Below are 23086 nucleotides of genomic sequence, written 5' to 3' on the forward strand. Positions count from 1 at the left end.
AAATACAACAAAGTATGAAACTTACTTTAAAAGTGTGGAGACAAGAAGGCCCAGATACTAAGGGTAAAATGGTTACCTATCCGCTAGACGGCGTTGATGGTGATATGTCTTTTCTTGAAATGATGGATATCCTGAACGAAAATTTGATCAACAAGGGCGAAGTGCCTGTGGAGTTTGATCACGATTGTCGTGAAGGTATTTGTGGTAGCTGTAACATGATGATCAATGGTGAGCCACATGGTCCCGCCAAAATGATCACGACCTGCCAGCTGCACATGCGTAAATTTAACGACGGTGACACAATCACTATTGAGCCGTGGAGAGCAAAAGCATTTCCAGTAATCAAGGATTTAATTGTTGACCGTAGTGCTTTTGATCGTATCCAACAGGCTGGTGGTTATATCTCGGTAAACACTTCAGGAAACACTCAAGATGCAAATAGTATTCCAATTGAGAAAGAGAAGGCAGACGAGGCATTTTACGCAGCTACCTGTATAGGTTGTGGCGCGTGTGTTGCCGCTTGTAAGAACGCAAGTGCGATGCTATTTACCAGTGCAAAAATCTCACAGTATGCATTGTTACCACAAGGAGAAATTGAGGCAACAGATCGTGTACAAGCGATGGTGCGCCAGATGGATGAAGAAGGATTTGGTAACTGTACCAACACAGGAGCTTGTATGGTAGAATGTCCTAAAGGCATCAAGTTAGAAAATATCGCAAGAATGAACCGTGAGTATTTAAAAGCAGAGACGATTGCTTAACACATAGTTCTCAAGTAATATCTAAAATCCCGATCTGTTGATCGGGATTTTTTTGTTATTGATTATCGCTGCTCAATACATCATAACGGCTTGACTATATTTAAACACACTAATAGATCAAATGCAAAGAGCTTATTATTCAAAATCACTTACCAAATTTATATTAGAAAGCGAATCCTCCATTTTGGGTGAGTTATCCTCAAAACATGCCAACAGGCAATTGGACGAGCTGCAAATCAATGCATGGAAATCCCAAATTAAAATACTAAGAGAGAAGGTTAATGGTCAAAAGGGAAAAATCTATTTTGAGTTTGCCATACCACGCATGGGTAAACGCGTTGATAATATCATAATCATTCACGATACTATTTTCATAGTAGAGTTTAAAGTGAATGATAGAATCTATTCTAAGAATGCTATCGAGCAAGCGATAGATTACACGATAGACCTTAAGAATTTTCATGAAGGCAGTCATAAAGCTAAACTTATACCTGTTGTTGTATCCACTAAAGCGAAAAATTGGCCTGAGAACACTGATGCTGTTAAACACTTTCACACAGCCGCAAAAGCTAATCAAAGTAATCTCAAACAAGTACTAGATCAATACATTGAAGTAAGCAATGAACCGATCAACATTGAGAATTGGGAAAACTCTCTTTACAAACCAACTCCAACTATAGTTCAAGCAGCACAAGCTCTATACAAAGGCCACAACGTTGAAGAAATTACAAGGTCCGACTCGGGAGCGATCAATTTATCAAAAACGGCTGATTGCATTAACGACATCATCCATAATTCAAAAAACAATAAACTAAAATCTATTTGTTTTGTAACTGGCGTCCCAGGAGCTGGAAAAACTCTTGCTGGACTTAATGTGGCTGTTGACAGAATGAATACGGACAAAGATGAACATGCTGTTTTCCTTTCTGGTAACGGTCCTCTTGTAGAGGTATTAAGAGAAGCACTTACAAGAGACGAAGTTGCGACTGAAAAATTGAGAGGAAACAAATTGACTAAAAAGAAGGCAGCGATTAAAGCCAATTCTTTTATTCAAAACATTCATCATTTTAGAGATGATAACCTGCTTTCAAATAAAGCTCCGGTAGAAAGGGTTGTAGTTTTTGATGAGGCACAACGTGCCTGGACAAAGCATCAAACCAGCTCATTTATGCGACGCAAAAAGGGAAAAGACGATTTTGACATGTCTGAACCAGAATTTTTAATAAGTGTAATGGATCGACATACAGATTGGTGTACAATTGTTTGCCTTATAGGTGGTGGTCAAGAAATCAATACAGGCGAAGCAGGTCTTGAAGAATGGATTAAATCATTAGCACGGAGCTTTCCGGATTGGCAAATTCACTTTTCTACACCGATACTTACGCAATCTAATTATCTTAAATCTGAAGCGTCAAAGAGCTTTCTAGTGAAAAATGGTCATCAAACACGAGACTTGCATTTGTCTGTCTCGATTAGATCATTTCGTTCAGAGAAATTATCAAGGTTTATTCATGAGATGCTGGAACTCAATTTGAGTCACGCTCAAAATTTGTTCAAGGAAATTAAAAATGACTATCCGATAGTAATCACAAGAGATCTTGAAAAAGCGAAGAAATGGATGAAATCAAAAGCCTTGGGAACAGAGCGAATTGGATTAGTTGCCTCTTCTGGAGCTCGTAGATTGCGACCCAAAGGAATAGATGTGAAAAACGAAATCTCTGCCTCAAATTGGTTTTTAAATGACAGCACTGATATCAGATCATCATATTTTTTAGAAGATGTTGCTACCGAGTTCGATATTCAAGGGCTTGAAATTGATTGGTGTTGCGTCGCATGGGGCGCTAACTTTTATCTTAAAGATTCAGAATGACAATATCAGAACCTCAAGGGAACTAAATGGCAAAACATCAATAAAACAGAACTTCAAGAATATTTAAAAAACACCTATCGAGTCCTTTTAACTAGAGCAAGACAAGGAATGATCATTTACATTCCAGAAGGTGATGTTTCTGACATTACAAGGGCGGACGAATTTTATGATGAAACTTTTGATTACTTCAAGTCAGTAGGAGTTTTTGAAATATAATTTGTATGTACATGTTAAACGAGCTGCCACATCTGGCAGCTCATTGTTTAATTACTTTCAAGGCAGAAAAAATTGCTGATAAGCAAAATACTTTTTTAATCCCTCAAATACTCCTGAACATCTACCACATCATACACTGGACTGTACCTCATGAATTCCTGAAAGAAAGCAATGTGTGTGGCTCCTTGTAAGATCAAGACACGATCGTCTGGCTGGATATCTAGGCGGTTGATATTGGCAAACATGCGCAAGTTGCGCTTATAAAAGTCTGCTGCTACGTCCGCACCTTCAAAATTGCCGTCTGTATTGACATAAGTGAGCAAGTCTGAATTGGCGTGCTTTAAAAAACTGATGTATTCTGGTGAGTTGGTAAAGCGGTACAACTGTTTAGTGGTTGCCGTTTGTTCTAATGCAGCAGCTTTTTGAAGCAATGGCATCAATTGAGCATAATATTTATTGACGGCCTGAGTGTTGAGTGAGTCTGCCATTTGACCTATGCGGCCGTAATCATATCCCATTTTGTGATCAATCGCGTGCAACGTAGCGCCACTGGATCTGGCTATTTGAAATGCTAGCAAGCCTACCTCACCGCCATAGGTGCTCAGCTCAGTTGGATTGGCGATATAGTTGGCATATAGCGAGTCCATGTATGCTTGCCGCTCAGGTCGCACCTCAACAATTATCTTGGTAGGTTTAAATTCTTGAGCAAGTTGCAAGGCCAGTTCAGTAATCTCTGCGCGGCGTTCTGGTTTGCTCGCATCATATCTGGATTTATTGGCATCGCTGGTGGCGCCCATATGCCATGTTCCTAAAAGCAATGTTTTGGCGCCATTGAATTTAAAGGCAGCTTTAGTTTCCTGAATAAATTCGGCTTCTGTTGCGGTTTGTGCTATGCTCAAGTGGCTGGTTAAAATAGCTAGGATAAATAGTCTTAGAGTTTTCATATCGTTGTTTGTTTCAACAAACCTAGCAGGACTTCAAGCCTCTAAACCAACAAACTCGATGACTCAGGAATATGTATCGATGAATCATATGCCATCTATTTTCATAGACAAAACCACCCGTTTGATAGAGACACGCTGTGACGGTCTTGAGATAATGGTTAAGTTCACTACATGAAACTGAGACTACTGCGTTTTATAGGCGCCTTCTACCTCTTCTTTATCTTTTCAGAGACCTTGAGAGACATCATGAGGTATCCTGAGCGATGGCAAAATCAAAATTTTGATACCGCAAGATGGTTCCTAGGTCATTTACAGAGCTCGCTTTTGTTTTTGGCTTACGCGCTATTCAGTTACCTATTCCTATACTATTACTATAAAAAAATATCCAAAACTGTTGTGTTTGTAGCGTTGACAGTCATAGCATTTGGAACCATAGGTTTGCGTTATGTGACTGAAGAAGTCATTATCAAAGCAATCACTGGCTACGGCAATTACTATGAAGGCACCACGGTCGCTTATTACATCGTCGACAACCTTTATTATGCGATGCTTTACACCGCATTTGGCGTGTGCTGGTTCTTTGTGCACTATGCTGTGGTGCGCGATAGACAACAACAGGAGTTACTACTAGAAAACAAGAAGTCAGAACTCGCTTTCCTGCGATCACAGGTCAATCCGCACTTCTTGTTCAACATGCTCAACAACATTTATGCACTTATAAACATGAAGTCTGACAAGGCTCTGGTTGCTACAGAAAAACTCAGTCAGCTGCTGCGATACAGTCTTTATGAGACTGATAAATTAGTGACCATAGAAAATGAACTCGATGCTGTAAGAAGTTATATAGATTTAGAGCGATTACGCTTTCGCGAAAGCGTACAAACCACTATCACCGCTGCAACAAACGTACAGCACATACAAGTGACGCCATTTCTGCTCATGCCGTTGGTGGAAAATGCGTTTAAACATGGTGTGGTCACAGATGCCACACAGCCTATCATGATAAAGGTGCAAACTGATCAAGATAGACTTGAAATTGAAGTGCTTAATGCGGTTGCAACTCGTGAAAAAGATGAGGTAGGCGGCATAGGTGTAGAAAACTTGAAAAAACGACTGGCGCTTACCTATGGTGATGATGCAGGAATGAGTACCGAAGTGATTGACGGCCAATTCATCGCTAGAATTTTTATTAAATTGAAGCCATGATCAAGTGTTTACTTATAGATGATGAGCCGCTAGCGCTGCAATTGCTCGAGTCACATGTGTCACAAACTGAAGGTGTTGAGGTGCTCAAAACCTTTACCAATCCCATTGAAGCTCTTCAAGAAGTAGAAACTCTCAAACCTGATTTGATCTTTTCTGATATCCAAATGCCTGAATTGAATGGCGTTCAATTTTCCAAAATCATAGGAAACAAATACCCGATCATTTTTACCACAGCCTATGAGCAGTATGCGGTAGAAGGTTTTGAACTGGATGTTATCGATTATTTACTTAAACCTATCGCCTTACAACGCTTTCAAAAAGCCGTTGACAAATTCAAAAATCGTTCAAAATCTGCCGCAGCAGATGCACCTGCAGCAGATTATATTTTTGTAAAGAGTGAATACAAAACTCTCAAAATCAATCTGTCAGACATCCATTACATCAAAGGCATGGCAGACTATGTGACGATTGTTACAGCAGATAAAAAAGTACACACATTAGAAAATCTGAAACACTATCAGGCCACTTTACCAGCCAGCAGCTTCATGCGCGTCCATAAAAGCTACATCATAGCCATGGACAAGATTGAATTCATCGAGCGCAACCGCGCTGTGATCTTAGGCGACTACATTCCCGTAAGCGACACCTATAAAAAAGACTTTTTTGATCGTGTGAATAATTAGTTGTTATCTTACTAGATGAAATAAAACCCATCTTATGTTTAGAAAATTGATGTTAGTTGCGATGATATTCGCCTATGCTTTAGGGCACGCGCAAACAACAGCAACTTCAAAATTATCAGATTCTTACTTATCTAATTTAGAGGTTTTTGACCCAAGGTATCCTGGAGATGTTGAAGTAACCTATTTGGTTGAAAAAGCTGCATTTTATGATGAGAACCTTCAATTAATACCAGCACAGTTGGTTCAGGATTACCGTTTAAATGCTGATTATTCAATTGACAAAATGTACATCGATGATCAAAAATTTGTCAAGGTTGTAGTATATAGAAAAAGTACATCATCAGAAAAGATTGCCAAACAGAAAACACTAAATCAACTAGAAGCTAAAGATCCAAATGATTTTAGAGGTACTTACCCTAAACCATTTCAAATAACCGACATGAATGGAAAGGTATATACACCAGAGTCTCTACGTGGTAAAGTGGTGGTGATTAATTATTGGTTTATTGGATGTGCACCATGCGAGAAAGAAATGCCTATGCTCAACCAGTTGGTTGAAAAGTATGAAGACAAGGATGTCATTTTCCTAGCGTTGACGCCAGATAAAAAGGAACAGGTTGCAAAATTTCTCAAAAAGAAAGATTTTGATTTTAACATCATTCCAGATGCATCTCAGATGATCACTGATTATAACGTGACAGGATTTCCGACACATATGTTGATAGACAAAAAGTTGGTTATTCAATACTTAGGTCTTTTACCAGAAAAACTTGTATATGATAAATTAGACGAGGCTATCGGTATGCTTTTAGCCAACTAACTTATCGTTCAAATCACTCTAATTGATCTTGGTTTCAACCGTGCTGTTCAAAAACTACTTAAGGCGTGAATTGCTTACTTTTAAGCAATGATCCCATCAAAATTACCCAATCTACCTACTTCCATTTTTGCAGAGATGAGTGAGCTGGCGGCGCAACATGGTGCGCTTAATCTGTCTCAAGGCTTCCCAAGTTTTCATGCCGCACAAGAATTGAAAGATCTTGCAGCACAGGCCATACAGAATAATCATAACCAGTATGCGCCCATGATGGGTATTCAAGAGTTGCGCATCGCTATTGCACAAATGATGCAATCGCAGCATAGTGTCGCTTACGATCCCATGAGCGAAATATGCATCACGGCAGGTGCCACTCAAGCAATTTTTACCGCTATTCAGGCAACGATTTTCGCTGGTGATGAGGTGATCATCTTCTCGCCTGCCTACGATTGTTATGAGCCTGCCATCAAAATTGCTGGTGGCGTGGTGGTTCCGGTTCCTATGCAATTACCAGATTTTACGATCGATTGGGATCTAGTAAAGTCAAAGGTGACTGCCAAAACCAAAATGATCATCATCAACTCGCCACACAATCCTAGCGGTGCGCTTCTGCAGGATGCAGACTTAAAACAACTGCAACAAATTGCTGTTGAAAATGATCTGTTGATTCTCAGTGATGAGGTCTATGAATTCATGGTGTTTAATGATCATGAGCACCTCAGCGCATGCCGCTATCCTGAGCTGAAAGAGCGATGTTTTATCACAGGTAGTTTTGGGAAGACCTTTCATGTCACAGGCTGGAAGCTGGGTTACATCCTAGCGCCACCTCGGTTGATGAAAGAGTTTTTAAAGATTCATCAACAGGTAATTTTTTGCATCAATAGACCTATCCAGCATGCGGTCGCCAACTATTTGCAAAATCCAAGCACCTATCAAGATCTAGGCAAATTTTATCAGCGTAAACGAGATTTATTTCTCAATTTGATCAAAGACAGTAGGTTCAAGTTTAAACCATCTGCCAGCACTTATTTTCAACTGCTTGATTATTCTAGCATCACAGATGAGCATGATTACGCTTTCGCGAAAGCGCTAACCATCAACCACAAGATTGCAGCTATACCCATCAGCGTATTTATGGAAGGTCGTGATCCCAAAATGCTACGCTTTTGTTTTGCCAAAGAAGATGAGGAATTGGTTGCTGCTGCTAAGATTTTAAATCAGATATAACATGCCCGAAACCCTAAAAGTAACCCTAATCCAAACCGAACTCATCTGGGAAAATCCAGCAGAGAACCTCAAACACTTTGATGCTCAACTCAAAGAGCTGTATGGTAAAACAGATCTCGTGATTTTGCCTGAGATGTTTACCACAGGTTTCTCCATGAATCCGCAAGGCAATGCTAGTGGTGAGGAAATTTATGACTGGCTGTATAAACACGCGCGCCTAGGCAACCTTGCCATTTATGGTAGTGTGATGTTTGATAAAAGCGGTAGTTATTGCAATCGTGGTATTTTCATGAAACCCGATGGTCAAAAAATGATTTATGATAAGCGTCACACGTTCACGCTAGCAGGAGAGCACAAGGTTTACGATCGTGGTAACGATCAGATAGAGGTGTTTTACAAGGACTGGCAGTTCAAACTACAGATTTGCTATGATTTGCGATTCCCAGTTTTTGCACGCAACACTACCGAGTATGATGCGGTCATTTATGTGGCCAATTGGCCTGTGCCACGTATCAACGCTTGGGACGCCTTGCTAAAGGCACGCGCCATTGAAAACATGTGTTACAGTATAGGTGTCAACCGTGTAGGGACTGACGGTACTGGCATGGATTATTGCGGTCATTCACAGGTTTATGATGTTTTGGGCAATGAGTTGCTACCACATCCATGGACTAATAACGGAATTCAAACTATTGAGCTACACAAAGACCATATCCGGCAGTACCGTGATAAACTACGCTTTCTAGAAGACCGTGATTTATTTATTCTAAAACAATAGTTTCTACCACATCAAAGTTTGCCAGTAACGTGATTAAAGCAGGAATATAAACTACCTCTTCTGGCTGACGATTTTCAAGAAAGTTTCCTGGGTCGTAGCGGCCATTGGCATTGCTGTCATAAATACTACGTATGTAGTAGTTTCCAGGTGTGATGTAATTGAAGTCGTAATCACCATTCTCGGTAATAGTTTTCTCGGCTACTACGCTCAAGTCCTCTTTAACGATTTGCAAAATGACAGGCCATTTTGTACCACCAGTTACAGTGGTAAGAAAAGCACCGTATTCACGTGCTGTTTTAGTAGCATAGACATAAGTAGTAGTATCGATGCTAGTACCGTACATATCGACTATAGAACCAGGTCGCATCTGCAAATTATAGCGATTGGATTCTGTCTTTTCAAAGTCAATACTCAAGATATTTTTAAGTGAATCCAGTTTTGTTGTAAACGGTATAACGAGACTATCCTTATCGATTAAGGTCATGGATGCCGCGTCAATGACACTTATTGGTGTGTTGGTCTTTAATTGTATCGGGCTATTGAGCGTTAGCTGACCTTCTTTTGACAATATCAAACTGTCTACCTCACGATCTTCACGCAATCGTACTACCACAGTATCTTTATAGGATTTATAGCTCGCTTCTAATAACACGCTATCACGTTCTACAATCGCAGGCCTGTACCAAAAGTTGAGCGTGTCGATATCTTGCTGTCTCACGATCCTAGATTGCTCGAGCAAACCTTCAGGCAATACCTTTAATTGCATGCTATCCAGATTTCCCGCATAACCTACTTGAAATCTATTAGCTGCCTCGTGAGACGCTCTCAATACTTTAGGATCCAATACAGGTTTGAATAACTCTACTTCAAAAACCTCATCAGTTGGTACCGATATTACATCACTAATAAAACCGATTTTATCTCTATCAGGATTGAATATAAGATCGCTTGCAGGTTCTTTTAAAGCTATCATTTTATATTGTCCAGCCCGCAGGTTTTCCATGGTAAAAGTCGTGAGACTATCCAGTGTATTGACCACATATCTAGGCTGCTGCTTGTAAACAATACTATCAGTATAAGAACTATCTACCTCATAAAGCATCACGTTGACAAACTCATCAGTCTTGTAATTCAAGGCATCAGTAACACTACCGCTTATCTTCAAGGAATCAATGTAACTACCTGTACTAAATACGTATTTGTAGAAAGGGTACACATTACCTTCCGTATTATCAACTATGCTTTGCCCAAAGCTAAATACATAGGTCGTGTTATCTAGTAACGTGTCCAGTATCTCAATGGTCAACTTGCGCGATGCAGCACCCAATGGCTTGATGAGTGGTCTATTCTTGAGCGGTGGCGATACCACTAGCTGGCGTTCTAGATTCTCTAGTTTAATGTATTCATCAAACGTGATCTCAATGATCTGGTTTTCAAAATTGGTTGTGTAGTTATCTGGCGTGGCGCGCAGTATTTCTGGTGGCGTCTCGTCAACAGGTCCACCAGTAGGATTACCACGTTTGGCACATTGTACGATAAGCAGCGCGATGAACGCTACCAGGATAATTTGAATACTATGTTTGATCATCACTTTCACAACGCGCGCAAGTTACTCGATATTTTATACTGAGATTGCCATGGTCGCTATGGAAATTCTTACGTTGGAAATTTTGGCCAGTTCGCGGCAGCACAAACTCAAAGTTGTGCCAGTCGTGATCACATCATCTACCAGCAATACGTGGCTGCCTTCAGGCAAATGTTCTTGCAGTACATAAGGCGATTGCGTCTCGTCGCTTCGCATGGTTTGACTCAGCTGGGCCTGTTTCTTGGTATGGTGCTTTTTTAGGAGCACGCTTTCGCGAAAGCTAACATCCAAGCCATCACTTAAACATTTACCAAATTTTGTCACCTGATTATAACCTCTTAAACGCTTCCTTTTGGGATGAACAGGCACAGGCACCACTACATCAACATCATTTAGAATTCCATCCTCAATTAGCAATTGCGTCAACCATTGCCCCATGAACGTGCCCACTTCTTCTCTACCCTGATATTTGAGCGCATGGATCATATGTTGAATGGCGCCTATTTTTTCATAATAAAAAAGGCTCACACTTTGTTCAACAGGAGTTCTACCTATGAACAACCGCTGCATTTTATCGTCGCTTTTTAGATCGTGATAAGCCAGCGGTAATTGGCTGCGACACCTGATGCATAGTAGTTCTTCACCAGCCATAAGCGAGTTATGGCAATTGAGGCACACCTGCGGATAAAAGAGATTAACAAAGTCCTGTAGCAGGGCTCGCATAAAAATTTGTTAGTTTAGTGATCCTAAAGATATTAAACCATCATGAACCAAAGCAACGACCGCAGTTTTCTCAAGATCATTCTTGCCGTACTAGCACTGCTACTATTGGGACTAGGTTACTGGTCTTACATCACCTTTCAAGAAAACCAAAAGATCAAGGATAATCTCGTCCAGGAAAAAGAAAATATTGAACAGGAACTCAAGAACATCTCTCAAGAATACAGCATTGAAATTGAGAAAGGTAACATGTTGAGCGACAATCTCATCGATGCTCGCGAGCGCATCACTAGACTGCGCGATAGCGTGATCAATCTAGAAGGTAATGTTGCCGTGTTGAGCAGGCTGCGCAAGGAACTAGCAAACATACGTGCAGAGCGTTCCCAGCTGGTTCAAAAGATAACCGAGCTTGAAGAAAGCAACAAATACCTCGTACGGGTTAATGACAGTACCATCGCAGCGCTCAATCAAGAAATCATAAAAGCAGAGCTACAAGAGGAAACCGTGGTAAAACTCAACGAAAACGTTGAGAAGGCAGCCACACTTATCCCAACTAATTTTGAACCTGAAGGTGTGATCATACGACGCTCAGGACGCCAGATTGTCAACGATCGCGCCAGCCGTGTGGACGATATCAACGTATGCTTCACACTACCAGAAAATTCACTCGCGACACAAGGCGTCAACAGGTTTTATCTACAGGTGATCAATCCAGCAAACAATGTCATGGGCCTAGGTAAAACCATCGAGTTTGAGAGCGGCAGCCTTACCTACAGCAAGGTCGTAGAATTTAATTATACGGGCAAGGAGCTGGATATCTGTGAACTGCTGGGTGCTGATGTTGAAAACATTGAGAAAGGCACCTATCGTGTCAACCTCTTCAATGGCGCCATACGCGTTGGTAATAAAACGATTGATTTTAAATAGTGAGAAGATTTTTTGCTATTCCGCTTTCGCGAAAGCTGATTAATTCACCAACAACGCTTAACCTGTGAGGTAATCGATGGCAGCATGGCTAGTTATGCGAGCCTTTTTTTACCTTTGCCAGCTATGGCAAACAACAATCAAGATCAGTTTAAGAAAGTGCTCTCACATGCTAAGGAATACGGCTATGTATTCCAATCCAGCGAGATTTATGACGGCTTGCAAGCGGTTTATGACTATGGTCAAAACGGTGTAGAGCTCAAGAAAAACATACGTGAGTACTGGTGGCAGGCGATGACGCAGCTCAATCAGGATATTGTAGGTATAGATACCGCCATTTTTATGCATCCTACTACCTGGAAAGCCAGCGGCCACGTGGATGCCTTCAACGATCCATTGATTGACAATAAAGACAGTAAAAAGCGCTACCGTGCAGATGTGCTGGTAGAAGACTATTCTGAAAAATACCTGCAAAAAGCGGAAAAGGAAATTGCCAAGGCTGCCAAAAGATTTGGCGATGACTTTGACCCGCAAATGTACCGCGAGACCAATCCGCGAGTTAAGGGGTATCTAGAGAAAGCCAAAGAACCTGTCGAGCGTCTCGCAAGATTGCTAGAAAAAGAGGATCTAGCAGGCGTTAAAGCCTTGATTGAAGAACTAGGCATCGCAGATCCTGATACTGGTTCTAAAAACTGGACTGATGTACGTCAGTTTAACTTGATGTTTGGCACAAAGCTAGGCGCCAGTGCAGACACGGCAACAGATTTATATTTAAGACCAGAAACCGCTCAAGGAATTTTTGTCAACTTCTCTAATGTGCAGAAGTCTGGAAGGATGAAAATTCCTTTTGGCATCGCGCAAACAGGTAAGGCGTTTAGGAACGAGATCGTGGCGCGTCAATTTATATTCCGCCAGCGTGAGTTTGAGCAAATGGAGATGCAATATTTTGTAAAGCCAGGAACTGAACTCGAGTGGTTTGACGTATGGAAACAAAAGCGCATGGCATGGCACAAGTCCCTAGGTATGAACGAAGATAATTATCGTTTTCACGATCATGAAAAACTTGCCCATTATGCCAATGCGGCAACAGATATTGAGTTTGATTTTCCTTTTGGTTTTAAAGAATTAGAAGGTATCCACTCACGCACTGACTTTGATTTGAAAGCACATGAAGAGCACAGTGGTAAAAAGCTGCAATTCTTTGATCACGAAGATAACGAGCATTATGTTCCCTATGTAATTGAGACATCCATTGGATTGGATCGTATGTTCTTAGCTGTTTTCTCAAACGCTTTACAAGATGAGACTCTAGAAGATGGCAGCGAGCGCACGGTGCTTAAAATTCCTGCAGTTCTGGCACCAGTAAAAGCCGCTATTTTACCGCTGCTTAAAAAAGACGGCCTACCAGAAATCGCTGAAGAAATCATCAATGATCTCAAATGGTCCATGAAGGTACAGTATGACGAGAAAGATGCCATAGGTCGTCGCTACAGACGTCAAGATGCTAATGGTACGCCATTTTGTGTAACCATCGACCATGATACTAAGGATGACAATGCGGTGACTGTGCGCGATAGAGACACTATGACTCAAGAGCGTATTGCAATCAAGGACTTAAAAAACTATCTAGAGCAACGTGTCGCTATGAGCGAGTGGTTGAAGAGGATATAAATTCAATATCATTTTGAGAAAACTACTTGTCATCTTATTAGTCCTGACCGCCTACCTAGGACATAGCCAGGACGTTTATCATATTTTCAAATCTGACGGTTCTAAAGTTGAGGCAAAAAAATATGCTACTAACAATAAATGGATTACTGCTACCACCGCCGAGCGAGAAAAAATCAATATTCCTTATGATGAATTAGATCGTGTAGAATATAAAATAACGCACAGAAAGAAAACAAATAAGATAGTTGAGGAATTTGTACTTGTTAGTGATAATCGTGGTTATATGATGAAATTAATTCATGATGGTGCTTGTAAATCCTATACTCATATCGGTCCGTCAGCTGGACACACGGTCACGTACTTTTATGCTAAAATGAGAGGAGATCGTAAGGCGACCTGCATAGGCAGCAGGAATTTTGTGAATTTTATGAGCTATAAAAAAACCGCGAAGGAATTTTTTGAGGATTGTCCAAGTCTGCTTGAAAAGATTGATGAGAAATTCAAAAGAAAGAAAGTACACGATCTCGTTGCCTATTACAATTCAAATTGCAACTGATATACCTTTCACCTTATATGGCCTAACCCCTAAAAATAAGCCTTCAACTGCACGCTGCCTGTGTGGATTGTTCTTGCAGTTTCTGAGTTTCTACCGCTGTAGCTCAAGTTGAGATCTAGAAAGCTGCTTATCTTCTTTTGTACCAATAAATTCCAGGTGAGGTTGCTGCCTGGTTGCAGTCCTTCCAACATCTGGAAACCTACAGGCGAGAATGCCTGGCCATCAAAATCATTTTGTACATAACGCAGCTCGCCGTTGACAGCATACTTCTGTGATTGGTTAAACGCCCAGGAAACGCCTAGGTTTTGTTGGTAAAGCGTGGCCTCGTCATTAATTTGGTTATCCTTATTATGCAATTCATAAAATACATCGATGCGATTGCTCTCGCCAAACAAATAAGAAAGTTGAGGCCTCAATAAGTACTCATCGATCTTGAAGTTTCTATTAGCAAAATTCTCGCTGCGGCTGGCATTAAAACCAGTTTGCCCGTTGAAAGACAGCAACCAGCTTTCGGCCACCTTATGTAAAAAACTTAATTGATGACTTTCCAGCTCGCTTTCTAGACTGCCTATACTTTGTAGATTCTCGGTCGTAGTGCTTAAATAAGTGTAATTTGATGTGTACCGCTGCTTACCGCGATTGAAAAACAGGCTGTTTCTAAAGCTAAGATTAAGACCTAATTGATCATCTGTATCATCAAACGGATTGAGGTCAAACTTTTCACCGCGTCGCTCCACCATGCGGTCAATCAAGTAGCTGGTTTGATTATAAAATCTGGACAGTATTTTTTTCAAGCCATTTTCACCAGACCACGAGATAGGATTCAATGTGATGGTCTGGCTAAATTTATTCTGGTGAATAGGTAGAAAAATCTGATTAGGCAGCAAGATGCGCACATATCGGGCCTGATCCTGAAATTGTGCTACCTCAAACTCATTCAGATCCTGAATGCCATCGCCATTATAGTCAATCCAGGTAAACGTTCCTTGACCAGCATTGACTTCCAGATAGGTAAAATCCTGGCGCGGTATGGTACCGCTGTTAGTTTCATAAGTTGTGTTCCACAGAATTTTATTGGAAAACAGTTTACGGTTATAAATGAGCCTGCTGTTGAGCGAGACTTCATCATCAACGTCCTCATTGACATCGCTCAGCACACGATAATTAGCAAAAATCATCAAGTTAGACAGCTTATTCTTGATAGGTTGAGACTTTAAATAATATGTGTTTGAGGTGTTCACGCGCTGCAACTCATTATCTCGCAAACTATCATTCACACGATATCGATAGCCTATTTCCACAAATGTTGCCGTACTATCGCCGCGACCCACAAATCCTTCATACTGGGTAAATCGTTGCGACAGCGGCGTCAATTGATTGGAAACTTTATCCTCTTGCTGGTTGTTCTCATGATCAATTCTTGCTCCTATCCAGTAGTTAGAGATATTCTTGGTAACATCTGCATCGAGCCTATTAAAAGTACTTTCCTGTGTGGTGCTATTGGTATTGAGTACGCTTCCGCGAAAGCGTGACAACCATCCATCACCACGGTACCTACCAGCTGCATTGTGTCTCGTACCATTGTAACGATCCTGAAATTCCAGATGCTGAAACTGGTAGCTTGCCCTGATTGTGGTATCGCGTGTGTATTGAAGTCCCGTATTGGTAAATAATTGGTTGCCGAGTGTGTTATCTAGGTTCCAGTCGCGGTTGAATTCAATGTTGTAAACACGTTCCACATTGCGGAAATCACTACCAATGTAATCTGTATTTACCTGCAATTGTAGTGACTGTAAGGAATCCTGACCCAGTAATTGCTGCTCTACTCCTAGCTTGATCGCCACATCGCGATTGTCATCATCTTCCACATTAGAAAAACGGTTAAGGTCATTGCTACTGGCAGCAAACTCGCTCAATAACTGCGTGCTAGTAGTAGGTTTGTATTGTGCCTTGAAACCAGCAATCGTCAATATCTCTGGAGCAAAAAGTCGTACCACAGGCTCATAATTACCTTGCGGAATACCATTTATGGGCTCTACAAATTCATAGATATTTGAAATTGCCTGATCGTTGACCAGTCGATAGTTCCCTTGATTTGCACCAACTAATGAAAACCGCACATTGAAAAGCTGCTCACTAGCATCCTGCGAGAAAATAAATCGCGGTACGCCATTGATCACCTGCCTGCGGTATTGGATTCTATTTTCAGAAAAACCAGCTTCGACCGCGCTGGGTGCAATAGCAAGATCTGGATCGTCACCTGCGGCAGCTAAAACCTCAACCTGTTCTTGGTTTAGGTCTTGCTGTAACGGTTGATTTTTGGCATCACTTTCTGTGTAGGCATAGGCATCAACCTTTAATTTATTGGACTCATAACCACCATTTGCATAACCTACAAATCGGGTAAAGTTGCGCTCGCTATATTGATATTCTATGCTGATGCGCATCTCACTGGTAATGGGAAAAGTCGGATTGAATCTTACTTCGCCAGCGTTGTAATCGATGATATAGTCTGCATTCTCACCACGAGTAAGAATGACACCATTGACATACACACGCTCACTACCAGAAACCACCAGAATAAAGAGTTCGCCATTTTGACCTATTAATTTATACGGTCCTTGATTACCTTCTTGACCAGTGAATCTAGTAGTATTAAATGTACCGCGCACCAGTGCACCAGCGCCACCTAGATATCCGCGAGAATCATCATCGCCTAGTTGGAACTGTCCAGAAATTCCCTGCACACGCTTGGTAAAATTGTTGAACTGGTAACCAGTCTGAATGAGATCCACGTCACCAGCTCTAATATTCCAGTTATCACTAAAAAGTTCAATAAATATCTGGTCAAATTCATCCAGTCGTTGGGAATAACCGTTCTGCGTTTGTGGTATGTTAGCATCTTGAATTGAGGCACGTAAAGAAACTTTATCTGAAAGTTTTCCCACGATGCGCAAGTCCAGCTCGCTGTCCACAACGCTGCTTTGATTATTACCAGCACGCAATCCTCTAGTAATGCTACCGCTTACTTGCAACCCATCAAAAGGAACAAAATTATTTTGAGTAGTGGACTTGCGCAACGCTACCAATCGCTCTTGCTGAGTCTCGTTTTCTAGAATGATGGATCTATCATACGCACTGTAAGACGGAAACAAATATTCTGATAGCCTTAGAAAAGAAACGTCTAACGAGTCATGCTCTCGCACCAATGATTCATTGGGATATAGTCTAGAGTTCGTAAAGTCAACACGATAATTACTATCATCAACCGTATCGCCTAGAGTAGTAAACACTTTGAAATAGGAAGGATTGGCACTGATGCTGTCAAACACGATGGTATCTCGCACAGCCATTCTTTTTGTAATGCTGCCATCTATCTTTTGCGCACTGGCACAGGTTGCCAGCAATATTAAAAGAAGAGTGCATTTAAAGGCCATGTACTGTGTAAAACAGATAAGCCTCAAAAATATTTTAAATATGTGGCTTTATCGCAGGCTTGCCGTGGTATTACTCTGTATGCAAGCTTGTCTATGAAATGAATAACGTGATAAAGGTTTTTCAAAACTGTCCTGGAGACATATTAATCCAGCATAATCATTTCAAATTTACTTTCTTAGAATAGCTTCTAGCCTTTTAATAATTACAGACGTATCAATAGAATCAAGCGCTTCCACATAATCGGCAGGAACTTTTTTACCATAGATGGTGGTAGGCATTTTGGGGTATTTGTCGCGACTTACAATTATCTGATTCTCTTCTGGCTGATTGATAGGTTTAAAACCTGCGTATGGATGTGTATTACCCCATAACGTGATCACGGGAACGCCATACATAGCTGCCAGATGACCATTACCGCTATCCACACAAATCATAGTATCTAGATTTGAAATGACTTGAAGCTCTTCTTCTAGAGACATCATACCTGCAAGATTGAAAACCGATGCATGGGTTCCGGCGGCAATTTTGAGCCATTGACATTCTTTCTCGCCACCGCCAAAAAGTAAGATCTGTACATTGTCGAGCAGTGATAACTCATGTACTATTTCTTGGGTTTTAGTTAGAGTTAAAGATTTTGAGGCATGAGCAGCAAATGGCGCAAAACCAATCCATTTTTGCTTATGACTACCCAGTATTTGCTGAATGTTATCTGGTACTGATGACTTGGGCAACACATGTTTTCCATTTAACTCAAATTTGAAACCTAGATTGTCAAATACCTTGATATAGCGATCAACGGTTAGCGGTAATTGTTTGAAAAAATCGGACATACTGATGAGCTTTTTCTTGTCGTTTCTGCCTTTATCTATGACCGCTGCCTGAGTTTTAAATAGGAAAAACCGCAATAATTTTGTGCGCAGTACATCGTGAATATCTGCGATGGCATCTACTTCATAAGCTCTTAGAGTTTTTGCGAGTCGTCTTAATCCTAAGATTCCCTTATGGTCACCAGCGGTGTCGATCTCTTCTAGGACAATTCCTTGTACTTGATTTAAAATAGGTAGGAAACGCTTTCGCGAAAGCATAATTATCTCAACATCTGGATACTGTTCTCGCATGGCAAGAAGTACCGGTACCACGATTGCAACGTCACCCATCGCACTCAGGCGCATGACCAGTATGCGTTGTGGCAGGCTCATTTATTTTCTAGAGCGCAGTACAGGATTGAGCTCATCATCATTATACATTTTCATCTGTTTGTAGACCTTCATGTATTTGCGACCATGTGCAATGTCCGCCAGTAATTGATCTAGAGCCGTTGATAGATCAATACGCTGTTCTAAGAGGATATCTAGTTTTGCCTGACAGGAATTTATATGTGATTGACTAGCATCTTTTCTCGTTGCTTCCTCGTGCATGTGATAGATCTTGAGCGCGAGAATGGAAAGACGATCTACTGCCCATGCAGGACTTTCAGTATTGATAGTGGCTGTATCGCTCACCTCAACCTCCTTGTATTTTTCTAGAAAATAACTGTCAATATATTCCACCATATCCGTACGATCCTGATTGCTAGCGTCGATTTTACGCTTCAAGGTAAGTGCTGCAACCGGTTCAATTTGTGGATCTCTAATGATGTCTTCATAATGCCATTGTACGGTATCAATCCAGCACTTGCGATACAATAAATGCTCAATGGTGTGGCTATTACGATCATAAGGATTGGTAAATTCTTGATCTACCGTATTGATCTCGTGATAGGTGTCGATAACCTTTTGAAATATCTCGTTTGCCTTGTCTGAAAACATCAAATTGATTTTAAAAAATTCAAAGATACAGGTTCTACAGATTAATGCTCTAACCTATAAAAATGGCTACCAATAGTAATAACGCTGGCATGATAAAGAGTACTTCTTTCCACAAGCGATGCTGCACATTTTCTACCGCACGTACCATAAAAATTGATACTAACGGAATTAGAAAAATCACGTACCGAAAATCAAACAAGATGATAAGAACCAGAGAGAAAATACCGGTCATTACCAGCAATGAAAATCGAGGTCGCACTCGCTGGTGAATATCTACCAACTTTAATATGTAAATCAATAACCCAACGATGCTCGCAACTACTATAACACTAGACACTAGGAACTCAGGTTGCCAATAAAGAAAAGGTAATTCTATCAAGAAAACATCACCATTCAAAAATTGAGATACAGTTGTCCAATTAGTGTAAAGTTGAATAATCCAAGAGATCATAAAAACGGCAAGTAAAGCGACTACTGGTATCGCCCAATGACGCCAATTACCACGATTAAACAGGAAAACTGCTACAAAAACCGATAGCAAAAACACGATCGTCAAAGGAAAGATCATCGCCATGACAGCAATGAGAAAGGTGGCGTCAAATATTTTGGACAAGACAGACTTGCCATTCTTAAGACTGAGCAATCTGCGCAAAGCGAGCAACATCAAAACAAGGCCTAAGAAATAAAACCAATTATCAATAGAGATCGCCGCGGCCAGCAAGAACATCGTGTAAGCGTATAATAGGTAGGAATTTTTGCCGGTAAGCTCATTTTTAAGAATGATGAATTGGATAACCAACACTGAAAAAGCCATGAATAGACCAGACCAGACATAATTCCACTGCCACACATCGTGAAGCCAGTATGACAACAGCATGCTTCCAGGTGCGAGCAGCAACATGCTTATGAGATAGTGAAAGGGTTGCGACGTGCTAAAAAATCTTGACAGCATGATGTTTTTCACTATTTTTGCAAGGATAAAAGCAATTTACTGCAATGGAAGAAGTATTTAACGGTATCGCATATTTTTTTGAAGAAATCCTTCTAGTGCCATTCAACATGTTGAGAGAACTAGAGGCAGAAAACTGGTGGCTAGCAAATCTAGTATCATGGATCGCAATCCTGATTTTAATTGTAGCCCTAGGTTACTGGATGAAGCAATTGCGCATCTTTGACAAAAATGATGAAGAAGACCGCAGCCAGACGGCACACAGCTTTCTAAAATAAGTTATAGGTCAAAGCCTATATCCTCACGATAATACATCCTATCAAAATGCACTTTACGAGCATTGCGATAGGATTTTTTTGTGGCCTCTTGGTGCGATGCGGCAAAGCTTGTAATGGCTAGCACACGACCACCAGCGGTAATGGTTTTACCATCTTTGAGTGCCGTTCCTGCATGAAATACAATGCTGTCTTCCACTTTTTCCAAGCCTATTATTTCTTTACCTTTTTCATACACCTCTGGATAGCCACCTGATACTAGCATGACGGTAGCTGCAGTTTGTTCATTGATTCTCAATTCTTCTTTATGTAGTTCCGCTTTCGCGAAAGCGTGCAAATGACCCAGCAAATCACTAGAAATACGCGGCAGTACAACCTCAGTCTCTGGATCGCCCATGCGCACATTGTACTCAATTACCTGCGGCTCGCCATCGACAATCATTAAACCAATGAAAATGAAACCCTTGTAGGTGATTTGATCTTTTTTCAAACCATCCACGGTAGGTTTGATGATGCGCTCCTCAATCTTGTTCATGAGCGTCTCGTCTGCAAATGGTACTGGTGAGATCGCGCCCATGCCGCCTGTGTTGAGACCCGTGTCGTCTTCGCCGATGCGTTTGTAATCCTTGGCAGTAGGCATGACTTTATAGGAGTCACCATCTGTCATGACAAAAACACTCATCTCGATGCCGTCTAGAAATTCTTCAATAACAACTTTGTTTGAAGCTGCGCCAAACTTTCCTCCAACGAGCATTAGTTCCAGTGATTCTTTGGCTTCATCCGCACTTGGAATAATGAGAACACCTTTACCACCAGCGAGTCCATCAGCTTTTAAAACATAAGGTGGTTTAAGCTTATCAATGAATTGCATGCCTTGCTTTAGGGTTTCTTTATTGAAACTCTCATAAGCTGCAGTTGGAATGTCGTGCTTGATCATGAATTGCTTGGCAAACTCCTTACTTCCTTCCAGCACAGCACCTTGCTTTGATGGCCCAATAACATTGACATGCTGCAATTGCTCGTCCTCCTGAAAATAATCATAAATACCTGCTACCAGCGGCGCTTCTGGACCCACGACTACCATGCTAATTTCCTTCTTGAGTACTAATGATTTGATAGCTTCAAAATCGGTAACCGATATATCAACATTACTTGCAATTTGAGCCGTTCCTGCGTTACCTGGTGCTACAAATAGTTGAGTCAATTGATCGCTTGCCGCTATGGATCTTGCAAATGCATGCTCGCGACCGCCGCTACCTAGAATAAGTACATTCATGAAAAAGGATATGAGCCAGCAAAAATAAAAGTTTTACTTTGCCTGTAGGCTAATCTAGATTTTTAAATGGCGCTTCCGTTTTTCAGAAAGAGTTTACAGTGGCGAGGCTTTGACCTCAAGAAAGCTACCCAGCATCTTACTGATATTTCAAATGGAAATCATGATGGTATTGAAGAGCGTAAAAAAGCTATTCTAGAACATCACTTAAAGTTCAATGCCTTCTACAACTCTCACGTGAGCGATAAAACAGCCGCGTGGGAAGATTTACCAATTCTCACCAAAGCAGACTTACAGCAACCGCTGCATCAACGTTTGAGCAAAGGATATAGCACTAAAAATGTCTTCAAAGGATCTACCAGTGGTTCCAGCGGGCATCCCTTTTCTTATGCCAAAGACAAATTTGCACATGCCACGGCATGGGCCTCATTTGATCATTTTTATCAGATGCACGGCATTGATCTGGATTACTCGCTGCAAGCTCGGTTTTATGGGATTCCGTTAAGTGGTGCTGGTAGGTACAAAGAGCTGTTTAAAGATTTGATAGCCAACCGACAGCGCTTCCCTATTTTCAATATGAGCGATGAGGTATTGGGTAAATTTGTGAAGCAGTTTGAAAAAAAACCGTTTGAATACATCAATGGTTATACAAGTAGCATAGTACTTTTTGCAAATTACTGTGACTCCAACAAAACAAAGCTCAAAAAACTGTGTCCTACTTTAAAGGCTTGCATAGTAACAAGTGAGATGCTTTTTCCTGATGATCGTAAATTATTGGAGCGCGTTTTTGATGTTCCTATACTCAACGAATACGGAGCCAGTGAGGTAGGTCTCATCGCCATGCAGGATGAAACTGGAATGATGAGAATTAATGACTTGACTTTGTGTGTTGAGATTGTTGATGACGAGAACAAACCAGTAGAAAATGGCGAGATAGGCAACATTATAGTGAGCGATCTCTATAACAAAGCGCATCCATTCATCAGATATGCTATTGGTGATATTGGCAGCATTGTCGAGGATGAAAACGGTCATTTATATTTGAAAGAACTACAAGGTCGTACCAGTGATGTAGCCCGATTTGCTAATGGAAAAGTCATTCCAGGACTGACTTTCTATTATGTGACGAAAAGCGTTATCAGCGATGACTCAAACGTCAAGGAATTTATCGTTATTCAAAAATCTCATGAGCTTTTTGAAATCGAGTATGTAGCTGACCAGCCACTTACAGACACAGAAAAGTCTAAGGTTGAAAAGAAGATGCTGGAATATACGGGACAACAACTCTCTATTGAATTCACCCGATTACCTGCACTAGACCGCAGCAAACGAGGTAAATTGAAACAGTTTACAACATTGATCTAATTTCAAGATTCAGTTTGAAA

19 protein-coding genes and 1 pseudogene are annotated in these 23086 nt (G+C 40.9%); 12 read left to right on the forward strand and 8 right to left on the reverse strand.

The genetic code is table 11. From position 1 onward, the window contains the following. Nucleotides 1–14 precede the first annotated feature (14 nt). Nucleotides 15–761 (forward strand): succinate dehydrogenase/fumarate reductase iron-sulfur subunit, encoded by a 747-nt coding sequence (locus EJ995_RS02165; protein ID WP_126445171.1) that lies wholly within the window; start codon nt 15–17, stop codon nt 759–761. 325 nt (nt 762–1086) lie between these two features. Next, a pseudogene (locus EJ995_RS02170) lies at nt 1087–2847 on the forward strand (DUF2075 domain-containing protein). 95 nt (nt 2848–2942) lie between these two features. On the opposite strand, the gene EJ995_RS02175 reads toward EJ995_RS02170, so the two are convergent. Beyond that, nucleotides 2943–3791 carry a DUF5694 domain-containing protein gene (locus tag EJ995_RS02175; RefSeq protein WP_126445173.1) on the reverse strand — a complete coding sequence of 283 codons (849 nt, stop codon included), beginning with the start codon at nt 3789–3791 and terminating at the stop codon, nt 2943–2945. Between the two features lie 171 nt (nt 3792–3962). Here EJ995_RS02175 and EJ995_RS02180 point away from each other — a divergent pair, with 171 nt between their 5' ends. From EJ995_RS02180 to EJ995_RS02200, 5 genes are all read left to right on the forward strand, one after another. After that, a complete protein-coding gene (locus tag EJ995_RS02180) occupies nt 3963–4997 on the forward strand; it encodes a sensor histidine kinase (protein ID WP_126445174.1) in 1035 nt (344 codons plus the stop codon). Continuing rightward, nucleotides 4994–5680: a LytR/AlgR family response regulator transcription factor gene (locus tag EJ995_RS02185; RefSeq protein ID WP_126445176.1), complete on the forward strand. Its 687-nt coding sequence runs from the start codon at nt 4994–4996 to the stop codon at nt 5678–5680. The genes EJ995_RS02180 and EJ995_RS02185 overlap by 4 nt, the downstream gene beginning before the upstream one ends. Before the next feature lie 34 nt (nt 5681–5714). Further along, the gene (locus EJ995_RS02190; RefSeq protein ID WP_126445178.1) at nt 5715–6500 is read left to right on the forward strand and encodes a TlpA family protein disulfide reductase; all 786 of its coding nucleotides are present in this window, start codon (nt 5715–5717) and stop codon (nt 6498–6500) included. 87 nt (nt 6501–6587) lie between these two features. Next, on the forward strand, nt 6588–7724 hold the full coding sequence (locus tag EJ995_RS02195) for a methionine aminotransferase (RefSeq protein WP_126445180.1): 1137 nt from the start codon (nt 6588–6590) through the stop codon (nt 7722–7724). A 1-nt stretch (nt 7725) separates the two neighbouring features. Continuing rightward, nucleotides 7726–8502: a nitrilase family protein gene (locus EJ995_RS02200; protein WP_126445182.1), complete on the forward strand. Its 777-nt coding sequence runs from the start codon at nt 7726–7728 to the stop codon at nt 8500–8502. On the opposite strand, the gene EJ995_RS02205 is transcribed toward EJ995_RS02200, so the two are convergent. Together EJ995_RS02205 and EJ995_RS02210 are read right to left on the reverse strand one after the other, a co-directional pair. After that, entirely contained in the window at nt 8486–10090 is a 1605-nt protein-coding gene (locus EJ995_RS02205) for an Ig-like domain-containing protein (RefSeq protein WP_126448840.1), read from the reverse strand. The genes EJ995_RS02200 and EJ995_RS02205 overlap by 17 nt on opposite strands. Before the next feature lie 33 nt (nt 10091–10123). Next, a complete protein-coding gene (locus EJ995_RS02210) occupies nt 10124–10810 on the reverse strand; it encodes a ComF family protein (RefSeq protein ID WP_126445184.1) in 687 nt (228 codons plus the stop codon). Nucleotides 10811–10852: 42 nt separating this feature from the next. Between EJ995_RS02210 and EJ995_RS02215 the strand changes: the two genes are divergently transcribed. From EJ995_RS02215 to EJ995_RS02225, 3 genes are all read left to right on the forward strand, one after another. Further along, the gene (locus EJ995_RS02215; RefSeq protein WP_126445186.1) at nt 10853–11734 is read left to right on the forward strand and encodes a coiled-coil domain-containing protein; all 882 of its coding nucleotides are present in this window, start codon (nt 10853–10855) and stop codon (nt 11732–11734) included. Nucleotides 11735–11857: 123 nt separating this feature from the next. Next, nucleotides 11858–13402, forward strand: a complete 1545-nt coding sequence (locus EJ995_RS02220; RefSeq protein WP_126445188.1) for a glycine--tRNA ligase — start codon at nt 11858–11860, stop codon at nt 13400–13402. A gap of 13 nt (nt 13403–13415) precedes the next feature. Further along, nucleotides 13416–13958, forward strand: a complete 543-nt coding sequence (locus EJ995_RS02225) for a hypothetical protein (protein WP_126445189.1) — start codon at nt 13416–13418, stop codon at nt 13956–13958. Nucleotides 13959–13987: 29 nt separating this feature from the next. Here EJ995_RS02225 and EJ995_RS02230 read toward each other — a convergent pair whose 3' ends face one another. The 4 genes from EJ995_RS02230 to EJ995_RS02245 all read right to left on the reverse strand — a co-directional run bounded on the left by EJ995_RS02230 (nt 13988) and on the right by EJ995_RS02245 (nt 20156). After that, nucleotides 13988–17395, reverse strand: a complete 3408-nt coding sequence (locus EJ995_RS02230) for a hypothetical protein (protein ID WP_126445191.1) — start codon at nt 17393–17395, stop codon at nt 13988–13990. A gap of 168 nt (nt 17396–17563) precedes the next feature. After that, nucleotides 17564–18595, reverse strand: a complete 1032-nt coding sequence (locus EJ995_RS02235) for a glycosyltransferase family 9 protein (RefSeq protein WP_126445193.1) — start codon at nt 18593–18595, stop codon at nt 17564–17566. Continuing rightward, entirely contained in the window at nt 18596–19204 is a 609-nt protein-coding gene (locus tag EJ995_RS02240) for a DUF4254 domain-containing protein (RefSeq protein WP_126445195.1), read from the reverse strand. Nucleotides 19205–19253: 49 nt separating this feature from the next. After that, nucleotides 19254–20156 (reverse strand): hypothetical protein, encoded by a 903-nt coding sequence (locus tag EJ995_RS02245; RefSeq protein WP_126445197.1) that lies wholly within the window; start codon nt 20154–20156, stop codon nt 19254–19256. Nucleotides 20157–20200: 44 nt separating this feature from the next. Here EJ995_RS02245 and EJ995_RS02250 point away from each other — a divergent pair, with 44 nt between their 5' ends. Further along, on the forward strand, nt 20201–20431 hold the full coding sequence (locus EJ995_RS02250; protein ID WP_126445199.1) for a DUF6341 family protein: 231 nt from the start codon (nt 20201–20203) through the stop codon (nt 20429–20431). 1 nt (nt 20432) lies between these two features. Here the strand turns inward: EJ995_RS02250 and purD are convergent, their stop codons facing one another. Beyond that, a complete protein-coding gene (gene purD, locus EJ995_RS02255) occupies nt 20433–21704 on the reverse strand; it encodes a phosphoribosylamine--glycine ligase (protein WP_126445201.1) in 1272 nt (423 codons plus the stop codon). 66 nt (nt 21705–21770) lie between these two features. Between purD and EJ995_RS02260 the strand changes: the two genes are divergently transcribed. Continuing rightward, nucleotides 21771–23066 carry a phenylacetate--CoA ligase family protein gene (locus EJ995_RS02260; RefSeq protein ID WP_126445203.1) on the forward strand — a complete coding sequence of 432 codons (1296 nt, stop codon included), beginning with the start codon at nt 21771–21773 and terminating at the stop codon, nt 23064–23066. Nucleotides 23067–23086: the final 20 nt, after the last annotated feature.

The sequence above is a fragment of the Nonlabens ponticola genome, assembly GCF_003966335.1.
Taxonomy (GTDB): Bacteria; Bacteroidota; Bacteroidia; order Flavobacteriales; family Flavobacteriaceae; genus Nonlabens; species Nonlabens ponticola.